The sequence below is a fragment of the Roseburia sp. 499 genome, assembly GCF_001940225.2.
In the GTDB taxonomy this organism is placed as follows: Bacteria; Bacillota; Clostridia; order Lachnospirales; family Lachnospiraceae; genus Petralouisia.
This window is the reverse complement of sequence record NZ_CP135164.1, coordinates 2,470,811-2,488,326: the sequence shown is the minus strand read 5'-3', so window position 1 is coordinate 2,488,326 and position 17,516 is coordinate 2,470,811. Positions and strand designations below refer to the sequence as shown.

General features: G+C 38.9%; 14 protein-coding genes. 11 read left to right on the top strand and 3 right to left on the bottom strand.

The genetic code is table 11. The features are described from left to right. Positions 1–19: 19 nt before the first annotated feature. Positions 20–1,369 carry an MATE family efflux transporter gene (locus BIV20_RS12240; protein ID WP_075720983.1) on the top strand — a complete coding sequence of 450 codons (1,350 nt, stop codon included), beginning with the start codon at positions 20–22 and terminating at the stop codon, positions 1,367–1,369. Between the two features lie 35 nt (positions 1,370–1,404). Here BIV20_RS12240 and BIV20_RS12235 read toward each other — a convergent pair whose 3' ends face one another. After that, positions 1,405–2,406 (bottom strand): LacI family DNA-binding transcriptional regulator, encoded by a 1,002-nt coding sequence (locus BIV20_RS12235; RefSeq protein ID WP_075720982.1) that lies wholly within the window; start codon positions 2,404–2,406, stop codon positions 1,405–1,407. 207 nt (positions 2,407–2,613) lie between these two features. On the opposite strand from BIV20_RS12235, the gene BIV20_RS12230 reads away from it, so the two are divergent. Together BIV20_RS12230 and galT are read left to right on the top strand one after the other, a co-directional pair. Then, positions 2,614–3,894: a galactokinase gene (locus tag BIV20_RS12230; protein ID WP_075720981.1), complete on the top strand. Its 1,281-nt coding sequence runs from the start codon at positions 2,614–2,616 to the stop codon at positions 3,892–3,894. Positions 3,895–3,912: 18 nt separating this feature from the next. Continuing rightward, a complete protein-coding gene (gene galT / locus BIV20_RS12225) occupies positions 3,913–5,415 on the top strand; it encodes a UDP-glucose--hexose-1-phosphate uridylyltransferase (protein ID WP_075720980.1) in 1,503 nt (500 codons plus the stop codon). A gap of 50 nt (positions 5,416–5,465) precedes the next feature. Here the strand turns inward: galT and BIV20_RS12220 are convergent, their stop codons facing one another. Then, on the bottom strand, positions 5,466–7,400 hold the full coding sequence (locus tag BIV20_RS12220; RefSeq protein ID WP_075720979.1) for a [Fe-Fe] hydrogenase large subunit C-terminal domain-containing protein: 1,935 nt from the start codon (positions 7,398–7,400) through the stop codon (positions 5,466–5,468). Between the two features lie 262 nt (positions 7,401–7,662). Here BIV20_RS12220 and BIV20_RS12215 point away from each other — a divergent pair, with 262 nt between their 5' ends. Genes BIV20_RS12215 through BIV20_RS12180 form a run of 8 tightly spaced genes read left to right on the top strand, consistent with a single transcriptional unit; the run spans position 7,663 to position 16,299 of the window. After that, positions 7,663–9,096 (top strand): ATP-binding protein, encoded by a 1,434-nt coding sequence (locus BIV20_RS12215; RefSeq protein WP_242939837.1) that lies wholly within the window; start codon positions 7,663–7,665, stop codon positions 9,094–9,096. A gap of 18 nt (positions 9,097–9,114) precedes the next feature. Continuing rightward, positions 9,115–10,188 carry a response regulator gene (locus BIV20_RS12210; protein WP_242939836.1) on the top strand — a complete coding sequence of 358 codons (1,074 nt, stop codon included), beginning with the start codon at positions 9,115–9,117 and terminating at the stop codon, positions 10,186–10,188. Positions 10,189–10,220: 32 nt separating this feature from the next. Beyond that, positions 10,221–11,252, top strand: coding sequence for a protein-glutamate methylesterase/protein-glutamine glutaminase (locus BIV20_RS12205; protein WP_075720976.1), 1,032 nt, complete (start codon positions 10,221–10,223; stop codon positions 11,250–11,252). A gap of 10 nt (positions 11,253–11,262) precedes the next feature. Beyond that, entirely contained in the window at positions 11,263–11,655 is a 393-nt protein-coding gene (locus tag BIV20_RS12200) for a response regulator (protein ID WP_075720975.1), read from the top strand. Between the two features lie 13 nt (positions 11,656–11,668). Beyond that, the gene (locus BIV20_RS12195; protein ID WP_075720974.1) at positions 11,669–13,816 is read left to right on the top strand and encodes a chemotaxis protein CheA; all 2,148 of its coding nucleotides are present in this window, start codon (positions 11,669–11,671) and stop codon (positions 13,814–13,816) included. 20 nt (positions 13,817–13,836) lie between these two features. Then, positions 13,837–14,334 (top strand): chemotaxis protein CheW, encoded by a 498-nt coding sequence (locus BIV20_RS12190; protein WP_075720973.1) that lies wholly within the window; start codon positions 13,837–13,839, stop codon positions 14,332–14,334. Between the two features lie 5 nt (positions 14,335–14,339). After that, positions 14,340–15,650 (top strand): methyl-accepting chemotaxis protein, encoded by a 1,311-nt coding sequence (locus BIV20_RS12185; RefSeq protein ID WP_075720972.1) that lies wholly within the window; start codon positions 14,340–14,342, stop codon positions 15,648–15,650. A gap of 1 nt (position 15,651) precedes the next feature. After that, positions 15,652–16,299 (top strand): Hpt domain-containing protein, encoded by a 648-nt coding sequence (locus BIV20_RS12180; RefSeq protein ID WP_075720971.1) that lies wholly within the window; start codon positions 15,652–15,654, stop codon positions 16,297–16,299. A gap of 49 nt (positions 16,300–16,348) precedes the next feature. Here BIV20_RS12180 and BIV20_RS12175 read toward each other — a convergent pair whose 3' ends face one another. Then, positions 16,349–17,104: a DUF134 domain-containing protein gene (locus BIV20_RS12175; RefSeq protein WP_075720970.1), complete on the bottom strand. Its 756-nt coding sequence runs from the start codon at positions 17,102–17,104 to the stop codon at positions 16,349–16,351. Between the last annotated feature and the right edge of the window lie 412 nt (positions 17,105–17,516).

Sequence of the window (17,516 nt, the reverse complement as noted above, 5' to 3'; positions counted from 1 at the left end):
AGTTGGGAAATAGAAATAAATGTCAGATACGAAGTTAGACCTTTTAAAAGGAAATATACTAAAATCATTAATTATTTTTGCCATACCTTTATTCATATCCAACTTATTTCAACAGTTGTACAATACAGCGGATACTATGATTGTGGGACACTTTCTGGGTGATTCCTTCTTGGCGGCTATCGGGGCATGTACAGCAGTTTATGAGTTACTGGTAGGATTTGCGCTTGGAATTGGAAATGGAATGAGTATGGTAGTGGCAAGAAGCTATGGTGCGGGAGATGAGGCGCGTTTGAAACGTGCAGTAGCTGGTTCTATCGTAATCGGTGCCGGAGTAACAGTAGTGGTTATGATAGTTTCAAAGCTTTTCCTGTATCCGCTTATGGAAATATTGCAGACTCCTCAGGAAATTATAGATGAGTCTTACTCTTACATTTCTTTGTTAACAATATGTGTGGGGGTTATGTTTGCCTATAATCTTTTGGCAGGCTTACTGCGGGCAATTGGAAATAGCGTGATGCCCTTGGTGTTTTTGGTAACATCTTCTGTCATTAATGTTGTGTTGGATGTGGTATTTATTACACAGTTTTCCATGGGAGTAAAAGGAGCGGCAGTAGCAACCGTATTAGCACAAGGAATTTCGGCATTGCTGTGTCTGCTTTATATTTTCCGAAAAACGAAATTACTGATACCGGATAGAGAACATTTTAAAATAGAGAGCAGATTGTACGGAGAATTGGTAGGTCAAGGATTGTCTATGGGCTTTATGTTGGCGATTGTGTCTACGGGAACGGTGATATTGCAATTTGCTATTAATAAGCTGGGATATCTGATTATTGCCGGTCATACAGCAGCAAGAAAATTAAGTAGTTTTTGTACAATGCCGCTTATTACACTTGCGTTGGCAACGGCTACTTTTGTATCGCAGAATCGTGGTGCAGATCAGAAAGAGAGAATTGTCAAGGCAGTACGGTATGCCAACTGGCTCTCACTCATTTGGTCAGGATTTATTACAGTGGTATTGTTTTTTACAGCGCCAGCATTGGTGAAGCTGCTATCAGGTTCAACAGAAGCGGTGGTAATTGAGAACGGAGCAAATTATTTAAGAATTAATGCACCGTTGTATTCCGTTTTAGGAATTTTGTTGGTATTGCGAAATTCATTGCAAGGATTGGGAAAAAAGATTGTTCCATTGGTGTCGAGTGTGATTGAATTGTTGGGAAAGATTGTATTTGTTGTTTTATTAATACCGACATTGAAATATTTTGGGGTTATCATTTGTGAACCGGTAATTTGGTGTTTGATGTGTGCTCAGTTAGCTTTTGCTTTTTATACAGACCCTTATATTCGAAAAAAAGAAAAATCCTTATGAGAAAGTAGATTAAAAATTCTCATAAGGATTTTTTGTTATGATTCCAGTTCCTTACAGGATTGACGCTTCACTAGTTTACAAGGCAACTGAATCTTCATGGCAGTTGCCGGATGCAGCTTTAAGATGTTAAATACGATATTGGCACCAAAGCTTCCCATGTCGTATGCCGGAGCATGAATGGTGGTCAATGGTGGAGAAGTAAAGGAAGAAAGACTGGTATCATCAAATCCCATTAGGGAGATGTCTTCCGGTACTTTTATTCCGTTGTCGTTGAGGGCCCTTAAGGCACCAATTGCAATAGGATCACTAGAAGCAATGATTGCGGTAGGCAGGTCGCCTTTTTTTATCAATTCGGTCATCATCTGATATCCGGATTCTGTTGTAAATGACTCTTCTAGCAGATATGGTTCATAAGTGATATTGTGCTCTTGACAATATGCAGTAAAGAGTTTTTTTCGCGTATCCGGAAAAAGTTGGCGGTCAGCCAGATATTCTTTTCCACCCAGAAATCCAATTTTTGTATGACCAAGCGAAGTTAAATAATCCATACCGGTGGATATTGCCTGGTCAAAGTCCAACGTGATGGTAGAAACAGTAGTATCGTTTACCGGCATATCTAAAAAGATGATATTATTTGTTAGTTCACGAAAATGTTTTACCTCAGAAGTACTGAATTTACCCACGCAGACCAATGCATCTACGGATTTGAGAGCATCCATGTAGTTGACATCTGCTTTATAGGTGCGGACTACATGAATACAGTTCTGCATGCAAAAGTCCTCAATGCCTTGACGAATCAGTAAATAGTAATTATCTTCTAATTCCTGCTGTGGGGAGAACCATTGTACGATGCCGAGTGTATAGGCAGAACGATTGGAAGCTCTTGATTTTTTCTTATATTTCAAGGTATTTGCCGTGTCCAATACTTTTTGTCGTGTTTCAGGAGCTACATTCAGTGTACTGTCATTGTTCAGAATTCTTGAGACGGTAGCTGAAGATACTCCTGCGGCTTCTGCAATATCTTTAATGGTAGCCATTTGATATCCTCCATAACGTTAAATCTAAATAAAGTATAGCAAAAAAGTAAGAAAAAGAAAAGGGAAATTTACTAAATTTACTAAAATAAAAAACAAAAATATAGTAAATTTCAATATATAATTTTAGTAAATATATTGACTGTTTACTAAAAGGAGGATATAATAAGGATAACGAATAACAATAAAGTGAAAGGGCGGGGGAATAGGATGGAAGAGACGAAGGTATTATTGGGTGAAATTGAAACAGGACAGTATGATGAAAGATTGAAAGCAATCTATGTAGATGAGACGATGGTGCCTTATCAAAAAGAACGTTTTCAAAAGGGAATTTGTAAGTTCGAAGAACTGTATGGAGCAGGTGAGGTAGAGGTTTACAGTGCACCGGGCAGAAGTGAGGTTGGAGGAAACCATACAGACCATCAGCATGGTGAAGTGTTAGCTGCATCCATCAATTTAGATGCAATTGCTGTGGTAAGAAAAATGCAGAATAATGTGATTGAGTTGTTGTCCGAGGGTTATGAAAAGATTTGTGTAGATTTGTCTGATTTGGAGAAAAAAGAGGAAGAAGAGGGGACCTCTATTGGAATTATTCGTGGAATGATTTACGGTTTGAAAAAGAATGGTCATAAGATTGGGGGATTTCAAGCTTATGTTACCAGTGACGTGTTAAATGGTGCAGGAATGTCAAGTTCCGCAGCCTTTGAGACGTTGGTAGGAACAATTATTTCAGGACTCTATAATGGTATGGAGATTAGTCCGGTAGAGATTGCACAGGTGGCGCAATATGCAGAAAATGTATTTTTTGGAAAACCATGTGGATTGATGGATCAGATGGCTTGTTCCGTTGGTGGACTAATTCATATTGATTTTGCAGATCTTAAGAATCCTATGGTAGAAAAGGTAGAAGTAGATTTTGACGTTTATCATCATAGCTTGTGTATTACCGATACCAAGGGATCTCATGCAGATTTGACAGATGATTATGCTCTGATTCCACAGGAAATGAAGAAGGTTGCTTCTTTCTTTGGAAAAGAGTTTTTACGTGAAGTGGATGAAAAAGAGTTTTATAAAAATATTGCAAAGCTTCAGAAGGAGTGCGGAGATCGTGCGGTTTTGCGTTCTTTGCATTTCTTTGAAGAGGATAAGAGAGTAGAGCAGGAAGTGAGCGCATTAAAGAACGGTGATTTTAAGGGATTTTTACAGACAGTGAAGGCTTCAGGTAATTCTTCTTTTAACTATTTGCAGAATGTGTATACGAATAAGGATGTGCAGAATCAGGGAGTCTCCATTGGTCTGGCTGTTAGTGAGAGCATTTTAAAAGAACATGGAGTAAGTCGTGTTCATGGAGGAGGATTTGCCGGAACGATTCAAGCATTTGTAGAGGATAGTTTTGTGGAAACTTATCGCGAAGTGTTAGATAGTGTGTTTGGCGAGGGTGCCTGCCACGTATTGAAAGTCAGACCTTTTGGTGGAATCAAAGTGATGTAAGAAGGGATGGGGATTACTATGGTAAATGAGGCAATTAAAAAACTGGTATGTTATGGATTGGAAAATAATCTAATTTCAGAGGAAGATGTAATTTTTACTACCAACCGGTTATTGGAAGTGTTAAAAATAGAAGAGTATGAGGAACCGGAGACAGAGTATCATAACGTAGAACTAGAACCTGTCTTAAAGGAATTATTGGATTATGCTTATGAAACAGGTGTGTTAGTGGAAAATGGCGTGGTGTATCGTGACCTGTTGGATACGAAGCTGATGGCACAGCTGATGCCAAGACCAAGTGAGGTAATTGCAAAGTTTTGGAACGTTTATGAATCGGAGGGACCAAAGGCAGCTACCGATTTATATTATAAGTTGAGTCAGGACAGTGATTATATCCGTCGTTACCGTATTGCAAAGGATGTAAAGTGGAAGGCGGAAACGGAATATGGAGAGATGGATATTACCATTAACCTTTCTAAGCCGGAAAAGGACCCAAAAGCCATTGCGGCGGCGAAGAATGCAAAGCAGAGTGGTTATCCGAAATGTCTGTTGTGTATGGAAAATGAAGGATATGCAGGAAGAATCAATCATCCGGCACGCCAAAATCATCGTATTATTCCGGTGACGATTCAGGATAGTAAGTGGGGATTTCAATATTCACCATATGTGTATTACAATGAACACTGTATTGTGTTTAATTCCAAGCATATTCCAATGAAGATAGAGCATGGGACTTTCTGTAAGCTGTTTGACTTTGTAAAACAGTTTCCACATTATATTGTAGGTTCTAATGCTGATTTGCCTATTGTTGGTGGGTCAATTTTAAGCCATGACCACTTTCAGGGTGGAAGTTATGAATTTGCTATGGCAAAGGCACCGGTAGAACGTGAATTTGCCGTAAAAGGATTTGAAGATGTAAAGGCCGGAATTGTAAAATGGCCCATGTCTGTGATTCGTCTTTCCGGTGAGGACACAGAACGCATTATTACGCTTGCAGATGTGATTTTGAATGCATGGCGTGGATATACGGATGAAGTAGTATTTATTTTTGCGGAGACAGAGGGAGAACCACACAATACCATTACTCCGATTGCCAGAAAGCGTGGAGAAAAGTATGAACTGGATTTGGTATTGCGTAACAACATTACCACAGAGGAACATCCACTTGGGGTATATCACCCTCACGCAGAGTTGCATCATATTAAGAAGGAAAACATCGGACTAATTGAGGTGATGGGACTTGCAGTGCTTCCGGCAAGGTTAAAAGGTGAGATGGAAACGCTTGCCGATGCTATTGTAACCGGTAAGGATATTCGGGCAGATGAGAGTATTGAAAAACATGCAGACTGGGTAGAAGAGTTCTTGCCAAAATATGATGGGATTACAAGGGAAAATGTGACGGAAATCCTGCATAAAGAAATTGGGCTTGTGTTCAGCAAGGTACTGGAGCATGCTGGCGTGTATAAAAGAACAGAAGAAGGTCAGAAAGCATTTGACAGATTCATTCAGTCTTTGAACGAATAAGAATGAAAAAAGAGGCAGCATACTTAAAAATTTGGTATGCTGCCTTTTCATCAATTCATGTTTTGGTTTAACTCAGCCAATTTACCTTTGACACCCTCAGAAATATTTTTTACTACGTCGGCTTCAGCCACGATTTCCTCTGTGCATGCTGCAAGATTAGATAGACGGTCGTTGATATCTTTGATAGCATGTGTAAGTTCATCGGCTTCTTTCATAAGCATTTTAACCGCTTTCATGATTTCCATACGATTTAAATCACTTTCATTTGCCATGGCGCGACTGGATTCGGATAAGGCCTTGATTTCGTCTGCTACGACGGAAAAGCCTCTGCCTGCTTCACCGCTTCTGGAAGCTTCTACTGCGGCATTTAGTGCTAACAGATTCGTTTGATTTGCAATTTTTTCTATGCCGAGATTATTGGTTTCTAAGCTGTGAAGTAGAGTTCCGATGCTTTCAAAGGAGGTGTTCAATGTATCGCAAAATTCAGAGATTTTCATCATGGCACCGCTGATTTCGGTACTTTCTTCTGCATTGATATTATTGCCTTTTAGCATTTCATCAATGGAATGATTCAGTGTTTCAAAATCTTCTTCAATAAAGCGAGAAATTTCCTCATTTTTTTGTAGAATTTTCTGGTTCTGGGTTTCTATCTCTTCTGCAAAGTTTTCCATCTCATCTTTGATGAAATGAATACAGTTTCCCGGTATGTTAGTTCCATTGTAAATGGCAGTTGCCATTTCTTTACAATTATTATAACCACAAGCACCACAGTTAATCATACGGCTTGCCGGTTCTATTTTATTCATTTTACGGAACACAATTTCTAAGTCGGATGGCAAAGGTGTGTGAAGGGAAACTTCATTTGATTTATTCGTATAGTTTCGCATGAAATCTTTTAGGTCAAGCCTGGAAAACTTCATATTCAACAGTCTTAGCCTGTTTTTAGGCGATAAGTGTCTGGAAAAAGGTGTAAAGAAAGATTTTTTCTTGCTTGTGTTCTTGATTTTTTGCAAGGAATAATAGGTGTCTTCTGAAAGGGACTTGTCTGCTTCGATACCGGTACCATAGAGGCAACCTTTGTCGCAATTTAAAATATCTACCATAAATGGGAGAGGGGCATTTTGTTCCATACGCTTTTTATAATCCTCTAGGAAATGATAAGCGTGTCTTTCGCCTTCTACCTGACGGATAAAGACCTCTTCTCCACAAAACCAGTATACATTCTCTTTTAATCCCCCGGGCATAGGATAAATAGAGCCTAGTCCATATTTTATCTCATCTTTGATAGGTTCTCCTTGAATCTGATGTTTCCTTACATATTCCATGAAGTGGTCAAAGGTCAGATTATAGGATACATATCCATGCGTATTTGGATCATTGATTTCTGTTTTCTTGGCAATACAAGGACTGATAAATGCCAGCTTATCTGAGAGTTTCATATATTTTTTTGCATAGATGGCAGCACACATAAGTGGACTTTGTACAGGAACTAGGTACGGAATAAGTTCCGGAACATAGTGTTCAATATAATTTACGATAGCTGGGCAAGGTTGGGAAATCCCGCCTTTGAATTGATTTTTTGCAATGTAATTAATGTATCCCCAGGTAGTAATATCTGCACCAAAGCTTACATTAATAAAGTGATTTACCCCAAGTTTTTTTAATCCACCAAGAATACTGGCATATTCATCCGGATAATTAGCCAGAAAAGCGGGTGCAATCAGGACAGAAATTTGTTCGCCTTGTTTTAAGTCTGAAAAAAAACGTTCCGTATCGTCTAAAAAGCTTCTTGCATGATGTTCGCATTCATCGAAACATGCGCCGCATTTAATACAATTTTCTCCATGGACCTCCACTCTTTGGGTTCCGTCAGAAGCGGTTATAGAATAGTTTGCTGTAAGAACCGGACAAATGGAAATGCAACGATTGCAGCCCTGGCACTTTTCGTTAGTATAGACCAAGGATTTTTTTGTTGTTTCATTCATGGTATGATTCCCCCTTGTAATTCTGTGACTGTTCACAGAGCGCCAATATTTTTGTCATATAGAGAAATTGTAACGCATTTTAAAGAATATGGCAATAAATCACAAAAAAATAAATTAAAGTAAAAGAAAATTAGTTGTAAAAATGGTGTAATGCAAAAGTAAAAACGTACAAATTTGACAAAAAAGAGTTTTGGCAGTACAATAATTACATATTTATTAGGTAAAGTGCACAATACTGGGTGAACGCGTAAAGGGGATGAAAATGAAGATGCAAATCATAGAAGAGGAGCAGTTACAATTTTTTTTAGATCATGCGCTTGAAATGGTGTTTGCGTTCAGGGGAAATGGAGAGATTATCTATGCCAATAAAATAGCAAAGGAACAGCTTGAGTGGGGCACAGAACTATGTAATCAGCGGATTACTGATATATTTCCTCAAAATTTCAAAGAAGTAGGAGAGGGGTTTGAGACAGATTGTATCTTCGGAGGGGAAAAGCAGGAACTGATGGCATATCGCAAAAACAATACTTGTTTTCCGGTCTATGTTCGGTTGATGAAGCAAGAAGCAGAGCCTGCTATCTACCTTTGTATGGCATATAATATTTCGGAAAAAGTAATGCTTGGTAAAAAACTTCAACAGGCGCAACAGGAGATAGAGGCAGCGTACAAAACAAAATCGGAATTTGTGGCCAATATTACCCATGAACTTCGAACACCGGTAAATGGGATATTGGGAAATACAAAAGAATTAATAAGTATGGAGAAGGAAGAGAAAAAGTTAGGCCTGCTGAAACTGATAGAATATAGCTGTAAAAATATGAATGCCCTTATTAATAATATTTTGGACTTTGCTAAGTTAGAGTCGGGAAAGTTTACGCTAGAATCCAGAAAATTTAATCTATACCATATGATAGATTATGTAAAACGTAACCATCGAAATAAAATTACAGAAAAAGGGGTGGAGTTTTTAGTAACAATTTCACCGGAGGTACCGGAGTATATTGTAGGGGATGAACTGAGAATTATACAAATCTTAAATAATTTGTTATCAAATGCTTGTAAATTTACATCTGTAGGAAAAATAGTTCTAGAGGTTATTAAGACAGCACAGTATGACAATCGGGTAGAACTATTTTTTATGGTGATTGATTCGGGAATCGGAATTAGTAAGGCAAATCAGGATAAGTTATTTAAAAGTTTTTCACAGGTGGATGCGTCTATTACCAGAAAGTATGGCGGAACAGGGTTGGGACTGAATATTTGTAAGCAACTTGTGGAAATGATGGATGGCGATATTTCTGTGGAAAGTAAGGAAAATGTAGGAAGTACCTTTCTTTTTCATATATGGGTAGAAGTTCCGAAAGAGGAAAACGGTCAGATACAGGATAGTCAAAATAAGGATGAGATATTACAGAAATTGAGAGGCCTTACAGAGAAAAATACAAGTGAAAAGATTTGGAGATACGGAGAAGAGGAGAATTTACAAGAATTACAGAAGAAAATGTCAAAGTTGATTCTTAGTATAGAAATGGAGAACTGGGAGAAGGCAGAAGGATTTGCGGATACGGTCAGAAAATTGACAGAGGAAGCACCAAAAGAAGTTAAGACGGCGGCTCTCAGACTAAAGATGGCAGTGCAAAAAGCGGATTATGAAAAGGCAACTGCTACCTTTGAAGCACTTCAGTCACTGATATAAATGCTGGGAGGAATTTCTATGGTGAGCGAAAACAGAGAAAAAGATGTGACAAACATTCTTATCGTGGATGATTTAGAAGTGAATCGGTTTACCTTAAGAGATATTATTGCGGATATGGGGCATCGACCGATATTGGCAGAAAGTGGTGAACAGGCGCTAAAACTGATACAGCATTTTTCGATACAACTGATTATTTCGGACATTGCAATGCCTGGAATGGATGGATTTGAATTCTGTAGGAAGGTAAAAGATAATCCGGATACAAGGGAAATACCAATTATTTTTATCTCTGCATTTGACAATCCGGATGATATGATAAGAGGATTTGCATTGGAGGGCGAGGATTATATTACCAAACCTTTTATCCCGGAAGTGATAAGAGCAAGAATAAAAGTTCATTTAAAGTTGTCGGAGGCAAAAGCCAGTCTGGTAGAAATGAATCGGAAACTTCAGGTTTTGGTAAGTGAGCAGATTAAGCAGATGGAAGCGGAGAAAAGAAATGTTCTCTATGCACTTCTTCGTGTGGCAAGGGAAACAGCAAACTATGATGAAAATCATATGGAGCGTCTTTGCTATAACAGTAGAATTTTAGCAGAAGCTATGCAGTTATCGACACGGTATGGGGAAGTGATATCTGATGGGTTTATAGATACATTGGAGCTTGCTGCACCGTTGTGTGATATAGGAAATGTGGCTGTTCCATGTGAGATTTTTCATAAGAAATCAGCATTAACCGTGGAAGAAGAAAAGGTTATGCGAAAGCATACTACAATTGGAGCAAAGATACTTCGGGATATTAATCAGGCAGGAGAATATAATGACTTTATTCAAATGTCAGTTGATATTGCAAATTATCACCATGAGAATTGGGATGGGACAGGATATCCGGAAGGAATGAAAGGGGAAGAAATACCGTTATCTGCTCAGATTGTGGCGTTAGTAAGTGAGTATTGTGCTTTGATGGAAGAGAGAACCTATCGGGGAATGTACGATAAAGAGAGTGCTTTTCAAATTATGCAACAAGAGGTTGGGATAAAGTTTAGTCCCGATATGTTTTATGTTTTGAAAAAAATATACAAGCAGTTACGCTAGGAAAATATGACAGTTTAGAGGATTGATGTGACATGCAAAAGATTAAAGTATTAGTTGTGGAAGACTCTTATGTATTTCGAGAGCTTCTTGTGCAAAATCTCAATAAAGATCCTGCAATTCAGGTGGTGGCCACAGCGGGAGATCCTTACGAAGCAAGGGATGCAATTGTAACATACAAACCGGATGTTATGACTCTAGATATAGAACTTCCGCGAATGAGTGGTATTGAATTTTTGAGAAAATTAATGCCTCAATATCCAATGCCGGTAATTGTAATTAGTGCATTAAGTGATAAGGTGTTTGATGCACTTGGGGCAGGAGCAGTTGATTTTGTGGCTAAGCCGGTTGTTTCTGACAAACAACAGATAGAAGAATTTGTTTCGAAGGAATTACCGGATAAGATTAAGATTGCCGTCAAGGCACATGTGAGTAGGGTAAAGCATAAAAATGTTGTTCCAAGGCAACCGGTGCAGAATAATGCAACCAAAAAGAATCTCATCATAGCCATAGGAGCATCTACAGGAGGAACGGAGGCAATCGCAGCGGTGTTGCAGGAATTTGGTACGGATATTCCGGGAGTGGTAGTGGTACAGCATATGCCCGCAGGGTTTACGGAAATGTTTGCCGGGCGGCTAAATGATAAATGCAATGTAAAAGTGAAGGAGGCAAAAACGGGAGATGTTGTATTGCCCGGACAGGTATTGATAGCACCGGGGGGAGATGCGCATATGGAAATTGTGAGGGTAAATGATACATATCAGGTTATTTGCAAAAGAGGAGCAAAAGTGAATGGACACTGTCCGTCAGTAGATGTACTTTTTCAGTCCGTTGCAAAAGTGGCAAGAGAAAATGCCATAGGTATTATTTTAACCGGTATGGGAGGAGATGGAGCAAAGGGACTTTTGGAAATGAAAAATGCCGGAGCAAAAACCATCGGGCAGGATGAATCTACTTGTGTGGTATATGGTATGCCAAAAGTTGCCTATCAATTAGGTGCTGTTGAATATCAGGAACAGTTGCCAAATATAGCAAGAAGAACATATCAAATATTGCGGAATATGTGAGGTGAGCAAGATGAGAATTTTATTAGCGGAAGATGATTTTGTAACTAGAAAATTTATGGATAGTTTTTTATCGAAGTATGGAGAATGCGACGTGACTGTGGATGGTATGGAAGCAGTAGATGCATTTTTAATGGCATTGGAAGAGGATGAACCCTATGACCTGGTATGCTTAGATATTATGATGCCTGTCATGGATGGATACCAGGCTTTGGTGGGGATTCGGAATTTGGAAAAAGAGAGGAATATTCCGGAGGATAAGGCGGTAAAGGTAATTATGACAACGGCCTTAAATGATGAAAAAAACGTAAAAATGGCATTTGACCTTGGTTGTACCATTTATTCCGGTAAGCCAATTGATCAAGCAAGATTCGAGCAGGCGTTAAAAAAACTTGGTCTAATCTAGAAAGGAGTACAACATGGCAGAAGAGTTTAATACAGAAGGCATGCTGGATATGTATCTGTTTGAAAATGGGCAACTCTTAGAGCAGCTTCAGGAAACAGTGCTTGAACAAAAAGATGCCGAGTGTTTTGACGAGGAAAGCATAAATGAAATTTTTCGTACCATGCATACGATAAAAGGCTCCTCAGGTGTCATGATGTTCGAAGATATTACAGCCGTGTCGCACAAACTAGAAGATGTATTTTATTATTTGAGAGAATCCCATCCGGATAATGTTCCGCATCTGGAGTTGGTAGAACATGTACTTTCGGTAGCAGATTTTATTACAGATGAAATGGATAAAATTCAAAACGGTGGAACAGCAGACGGAGATGCCAGTGAAATTATCGCATCTCTTGACGAGTTCCTAAACCGCATCAAAGGTGGAGCAGGAGAAAAGGGAAAAGATATTAAAGAAAATGTTCATGAGGAGCCAAAACAGTTTTATTTGGCACCTATGACAACTAGTGCCAGTCATTTTTATAAAATATATTTGACCTATAATCCGGGAATTCAGCTCGCTAATGTGCATGCCTATAAAATAGTATATGCATTAAAGGAAATGGCGGAAGATTTGATGTATTTTCCGGCGGACATTATATCCAATGAAAAGAGCGCAGACGAAATCTTAGAGAACGGATTTAAGGTGCTTTTGCAGACCCAGAGTAGTGAAACGGACATCAGAGCTATTGTGCAAGAAGGGTATGATTTGCAAAAGGTAGAGATTTATGAATGTAATGAAAAGGAATTTAAACAGGGATTTGATAGTGTTGGTACAGAAATCCGCATCGACCTTGAGTCCAGCTTAGAAGAAATAGAAGCCAGGGCAGAGCAAAAAGAGAAGGGTACTGCAAAGCCAAAGGAAGAAAAGCCCATAGCCCCCGGAGACTTTGTAATTGAATCGAAAGGACCGGGGAAAGCAACAAAGCTGGCAAAGGATAAACCGAAGAAAGCTGAAAAGACAAGTTTTATCAGTGTAGATGTAAGTAAAATGGATATGCTGATGGATCTGATTGGAGAATTGGTAATTGCAGAATCTGTGGTGTTGCAGAATCCGGATTTGAAGGTTCCTGGACTTAAATTGGATAATTTCAATAAAGCAGCCGGGCAGATGTCGAAGATTTCAACAGATTTGCAGAATGTAATTATGAGTATGCGAATGGTTCCTCTAACCAATACATTCCAAAAGATGAATCGTATTGTATTTGATGTATCCAGAAAGCTTGGAAAAGATGTGGAGTTTGAAATGATTGGAGAACATACAGAGGTGGATAAGAATATTATTGAACATATTTCAGACCCTCTTATGCATCTTGTGAGAAATGCTCTCGATCATGGAATTGAATCTAATGAAGAACGAGCGGAGAAAGGAAAGACAGAAAAGGGAAAAGTAACTCTTTCTGCAAAAACAGAGTCCGGAAAAGTCTGGATAGGAGTCAAAGATAACGGTGGGGGACTTGACCGAAATAAAATCATGGCAAAGGCAAGAAAACAGGGACTCTTGGATTATACAAGGGACGATAGTTCCTATACAGATAAGGAGGTATATCAGTTTATTACACTTCCGGGATTTTCTACCAATGAGAAGGTAACAGAGTATTCCGGACGAGGCGTTGGTATGGATGTAGTTGTTTCCAACTTACAGGCAATCGGAGGAACATTGGAAATTGATAGTGTGCCGGGGGAAGGCAGTCTTATGAATCTTAAAATACCACTTACCCTTGCTATTATTGATGGGATTGTTATGGAGGTTGGAAATTCTTCCTTTGTAATAGAAACCGGAGCAGTGAAAGAATTTGTAGGAATTCGTGAAAATCATTTGGTACAGAAGCCGAATGGAGAAGAATTTGTTATGATTCGTGGAGAGTGTTTTCCGGTGCTTCGAGTCGGAGAGTGGTATAACCTTAAGGATTACAAGGCGGATGCGGAAGATGGAATGTTGATTATCACAGAAGTGGAAAATCAAGTGATGTGTCTGTTGGTTGACCGACTCATAGGAAAGCAGGAAATTGTAGTAAAGCCAATTCCGGAGTATATAAAGAAAGTAAAGGGATTGTCCGGATGTACGCAATTAGGTGATGGCAGTATAGCTCTTATTTTAGACCCTGCAGGCTTATTGGAATAAAGGTGAAAGGGGTGAATGCAATGGGTGAATTTGATACACAGAAAGGAAAGTATATAACCTTCAAATCTGGAAGTGAGTATTATGGCATTAAGATTCAGTATGTAAATGAAATCATTGTGTTTCAGAAAATCACAGAAATGCCGGAATGCGAAGATTATATAAAAGGGTTGATTAATCTGCGTGGAAAAATTATTCCTGTGGTGGATGTAAGGCTTAGGTTTAAGCAAGAACCAATTGAATACAATGACAGAACGTGTATCATTGTGCTAAATGTAAATAGTATGGTAGTGGGACTGATTGTAGAAAAAATAGCTGAAGTGGTGGAGATTCCGGAAGAAAATATTCTTCCGGCGCCATCCATTGGGAATACAGAAAAAAGACAGAATGCATTTGTGTATGCGGTAGGAAAAGTTGGTGATGATGTAAAGCTTTTACTAGATCCGGAAAAGTTACTAAATGATGAAGATTTATCCGTAGTGGAACGAATGAATGAAGAAACAACAGAAAAGGGAGAGTGACCAAAATGAAGAATGTGAAGGTTAAAACAAGGTTAATCGGTGGATTTGTCGTTATTGATGTGGTGATAATTATTAGTCTGCTTTTAGGGTATTCCACAGCATCGAATATTATAACGGTAGATGACCCACAGCATTATTTACAGAATTATAAGATATTTTGTTTAGGTGCATTGGTAGTGTCATTAGCCTTTGCTGGATACATTTCCATATCTTTGACCAGAATGATTGATCGCTCTGTGAAACAACTTTCACAAGTGGCGCACCAGATTGCAGTAGGAAAAGTAAATGTGGAAATTGAAAAACATGGAAATAATGAATTTGGTAAATTACTGGATGATTATCAGAAAGTAGTAGATAATATCCGATATCAATCAAATATTGCGGAAGAGGTGGCTAATGGAAATCTGACAGTGGATGTTATTTCAAAATCTGAGAATGATGTATTGGGAAATGCCATGAAGAAATTAGTAAGTCGTAATCAGAGTGCATTATCAAATATTAGTGATGCAGCCTACCAGGTTATGACAAGTTCTTCGGAGGTGGCAAGTGCCAGCGAGGCACTGGCGCAGGGCTCTACAGAACAGGCAAGTGCGATAGAACAGATTACTGCTTCCATGGATGATATTGCAGAAAAGACCAGAACAAATGCTTCAGAAGCAAATGAAGCAGCTAATTTAATAGGACAGACCATTGTTGAAGTAAAGCAGGGAAATAAACAAATGCAGGATATGATGGTTGCTATGAAGGATATTAATAATTCTTCTGAAAGTATTTCCAAAATTATAAAGGTAATTGATGATATTGCATTTCAGACCAATATTCTTGCTTTGAATGCAGCAGTGGAAGCCGCAAGAGCCGGAGAGGCAGGAAAAGGATTTGCAGTAGTTGCAGAGGAAGTAAGAAATCTGGCAGCAAAAAGTGCACAGGCAGCAGCAGAAACAGCGGAACTTATCGAAGATTCTATTCAAAAAGTAGGAGCAGGTTCCAAAATTGCAGATGAAACGGCAAAAGCCTTAGAGGCAATTACAGAAGTGGTACATAAAAGTGAGGTTATTATCAATGGAATTTCGGATGCCTCCAATTATCAGGCACAGGCAATTGAGCAAATTGATCAGGCAATTGAGCAGGTATCCCAAGTAGTACAGAATAATTCAGCTACCAGTCAAGAGTGTGCGGCAGCTAGTATGGAGTTGTCAAATCAGGCAAATAGAATGCGCAGTTTGCTTTCTGCATATACCTTAGGAAACCAGACAAATGTGAACGCTACACCTGACTTCGATGAACGAAATGAACAGATTATTTCTTTGGAGGGCTAAGTTGGAAAATACGAAACAAGAATTTGTCCTTGGAGATTTAGATGTGCAAAATGGAATAATATACTGCGGTGGAAAAGACAGGTATATAAATATTTTGCAGGTATGTTGTGATACAGCAGAGGATAACGAAAGACAGATAGAAGCGTCGTTTGAAAAAGAAAATTGGAAAGAATATATCATTGCTGTTCATGGACTCAAAAGTTCTATGAAAAGTATTGGTGCAAAAGAACTTTCCGATTGCGCAAAGAGTCTGGAAATGGCAGGAAGAGAAGGGGATATCAAGTATATTCAGGAGAATCATAGAAATATGATGCAGGAATATAGAAGAGTCATGAAAATGATACAGGAAAGTCCCTTTGTTGAAAAGCCGGAGAGAAAGACATGTTCGGTGACAGGCGAAGATGGTCCGCTGTTGGAAGAACAGCTGTTTATTCAGAGGATAGAGAACTTTGAAACTGCTGTATACAGTCTGGATAGTAATGAAATGCTTGAAATCCTGAAGGAGTTACAGAAATATCAATATGCGGGAGTTATGTTAGCAAAGCCGTTGTCTGTCATTGTTCGTAAAGTGGAACAACAAGATTATATGTCTGCATTGGATTATATGACCAAGCTTAAAATAGAATTGGACAGAAGAAAAAATGAGTAAAGAAGAACCCATCAGACCAATCGTATGGTTTGATGGGTTCTATGATATTTTAGTGACAGCTGTGAGAACCACATTCATGGTCGCCACAACTATGGCCTTCTTCATGAGAATGGTGACTACACATGGTATTTGGATCATAGACTAATTGTCCTTTTAAAAAGGATTCAACCTGAGCATCAGCATCTCCGGTAGCTCCCGGATATAACTGAATACCTGCTTCTGCCAATGCGTTTCTGGCACCGCCACCAATGCCGCCGCAGATTAAGACATCTACACCGCCACCGAACAGAAATCCTGCTAAGGCACCATGTCCTTGTCCGTTGGTATCTACAATTTCAGAAGAGATAATTTTACCATCTTCTACATTATAAACCTTAAATTGTTGCGTATGCCCAAAGTGTTGGAATACTTGTCCATCTTCATATGTAACTGCAATTTTCATAGTATGTGTGTCCTTTCTGGATGCAGTTTTTCCGGTTTGACAATTTTGCGGATAGGAGCAGCGTTGTCGGGAACAGAGTTGATAAGAGCCACCCTCAATGGTGAGAGGTGTGCCTTCTACCAAAAAACGTGCCAGTTTACGTCTTGCCTGAGTATAGAGAGCCTGAATTGTGGTTCTTCCTGTACCCATTTGTGCTGCTGCTTCCTGTTGCGTCATTCCCATATAATCCAACAGGCGGATTGTTTCATATTCTTCTACACTTATGAGCAATCCTTGGTGTGTGTGTGAAACTTGTTCCTGTGAATAAAAATGGGTGCATGCCGGAAGGCGGCAGACACGTCTGGGTTTATTTGGTCTTGGCATAAGCGCGTCCTTTCTGTTTCAAAAACTGCATTCTGTAAATTGTATTTTAATAGTATTCTTGGATATTATAGAACCATTATTGACATATGTCAATAATAAAAACATTGTTTTCGTCTTGACATAGATTTCATAACACGCTATGATAAGAGCAGTTGAGATAGAAAGGTGGTTAAAGGATGATTATTATTTCCTGTTAATTCAATGAATTGAAGAAGCATATCAATGAATGGAAATGCGATAGCGTGTTTCTGTTGTTTTTGGTACACGTTGGTATGCCCCGTTAGCAGGAAATTCTAATATCTTTTATCACGATACCGGAAGAGATGTAAGGAGTTCTTACATCTCTTTTTAGTTTATAGGAAATTGCGTTGCAATCCCTATAAACTAAAAAGTGCTCCGCAAAAGATGCGCA

Excerpts from the sequence above, each read along its gene's own strand:
- BIV20_RS12215 (WP_242939837.1), top strand. The coding sequence starts at position 7,663 with ATGAAGATGCAAATCATAGAAGAGGAGCAGTTACAATTTTTTTTAGAT.
- BIV20_RS12240 (WP_075720983.1), top strand. The coding sequence starts at position 20 with ATGTCAGATACGAAGTTAGACCTTTTAAAAGGAAATATACTAAAATCA.
- BIV20_RS12220 (WP_075720979.1), bottom strand. The coding sequence starts at position 7,400 with ATGAATGAAACAACAAAAAAATCCTTGGTCTATACTAACGAAAAGTGC.
- BIV20_RS12200 (WP_075720975.1), top strand. The coding sequence starts at position 11,263 with ATGAGAATTTTATTAGCGGAAGATGATTTTGTAACTAGAAAATTTATG.
- BIV20_RS12210 (WP_242939836.1), top strand. The coding sequence starts at position 9,115 with ATGGTGAGCGAAAACAGAGAAAAAGATGTGACAAACATTCTTATCGTG.
- BIV20_RS12205 (WP_075720976.1), top strand. The coding sequence starts at position 10,221 with ATGCAAAAGATTAAAGTATTAGTTGTGGAAGACTCTTATGTATTTCGA.
- BIV20_RS12195 (WP_075720974.1), top strand. The coding sequence starts at position 11,669 with ATGGCAGAAGAGTTTAATACAGAAGGCATGCTGGATATGTATCTGTTT.
- BIV20_RS12230 (WP_075720981.1), top strand. The coding sequence starts at position 2,614 with ATGGAAGAGACGAAGGTATTATTGGGTGAAATTGAAACAGGACAGTAT.
- galT (WP_075720980.1), top strand. The coding sequence starts at position 3,913 with ATGGTAAATGAGGCAATTAAAAAACTGGTATGTTATGGATTGGAAAAT.
- BIV20_RS12175 (WP_075720970.1), bottom strand. The coding sequence starts at position 17,104 with ATGCCAAGACCAAATAAACCCAGACGTGTCTGCCGCCTTCCGGCATGC.
- BIV20_RS12185 (WP_075720972.1), top strand. The coding sequence starts at position 14,340 with ATGAAGAATGTGAAGGTTAAAACAAGGTTAATCGGTGGATTTGTCGTT.
- BIV20_RS12190 (WP_075720973.1), top strand. The coding sequence starts at position 13,837 with ATGGGTGAATTTGATACACAGAAAGGAAAGTATATAACCTTCAAATCT.
- BIV20_RS12235 (WP_075720982.1), bottom strand. The coding sequence starts at position 2,406 with ATGGCTACCATTAAAGATATTGCAGAAGCCGCAGGAGTATCTTCAGCT.